Raw genomic sequence first — 990 nt, 5'->3', positions numbered from 1 at the left:
CCCCCCCCCCCCCCCCCACCCACCACCCCCCCCCCCCCCCCCACCCCCCCCCGCGCGCCGGGCGGGGGGGCCGGCTCGTTAAAAACCCCCCCCGCCGGGGGGGCCCCGGGGGGCCCCGGGGGGCGGGGCCCCCCGGGCCGGAGCGGTAGGGGGCACGGGCCCTTCGGCCGGCGGCCCGTGGACACCAGCACCGTCTCGATGTGGCGCGGGCTGCCGGGGCGGGTCTGGAGAGCGACCCACGGGGCGAGCGCGGCGGGGGTCAGCCGGAGCACCGGCAGCGCCGCCCGCCCCGCCGCGGTCGGGTCCACCGCGCCGGTCAACGGGTCGGCCACGTCGAGCCGGTGCGCCGGGCTAAGCGGTCCCGGAGCGGTGAGCAGGCGCGGCTGGGCGTTCAGCCCGCTGCCCCGCCACAGCCTGCGGGGCAGGGCGTGCAGCACCGCCAGCGGGCCGCGACGGTGCTGGGCCAACAGCGCACCGAGCGTCCGCGGGTCCCGCCACGCCGGATGCACCGCGTCGGTGAGGACCAGGACGACCACGCCGGGCCCGCCGGCGGCCGGCACCGCGCGCGGGCTGCCGGCCGCGAACCCGGCGGGGTCGAAGCGCTGTTGCCGTACGGAGCGGAAGGCACCACTGCGGCGCAGCACGGCCCGTACCTCGGAGGCGAGGGGATGCCACACCCGCATCGACGGCGTCTGGTCGACCAGCAGCACGGCGGTCAGCGCGCGCTCCGGGACGGCCGCGGTCACCAGGTCGAACAGCCCCGTCTCGGCCATCAGCCGCACCGTGGCCTCCACGTCGGCCGTGCTGTGCTGCGGGTCGTCGTGGTAGCGGGCCAACGGGCGCAGCGCCCTGGCCAGCCGCTGCGCGTCGGGGAGCACCCGCCCGCCGGGCACCCGGCCGGAGCGGGCCCCCCCCCCCGGCCGCCCACCGCCCGCGCTGCCGAGCGGGAACCGCCGCGCCCGCCCGGCCGGGTCGGCCCCGCCCGCGCCC

General features: G+C 81.7%; 1 pseudogene. It reads right to left on the bottom strand.

Annotation, left to right across the window (positions count from 1 at the left end):
• Window positions 1-990, bottom strand: a pseudogene (locus AAHZ94_RS34540) (hypothetical protein); the annotation flags it as partial.

The sequence above is a fragment of the Streptomyces sp. HSW2009 genome (assembly GCF_040240285.1).
Lineage (GTDB): Bacteria > Actinomycetota > Actinomycetes > Streptomycetales > Streptomycetaceae > Streptomyces.
The sequence above is the reverse complement of the archived record's forward strand: the minus strand, read 5'-3'. Positions and strand labels throughout refer to the sequence as shown.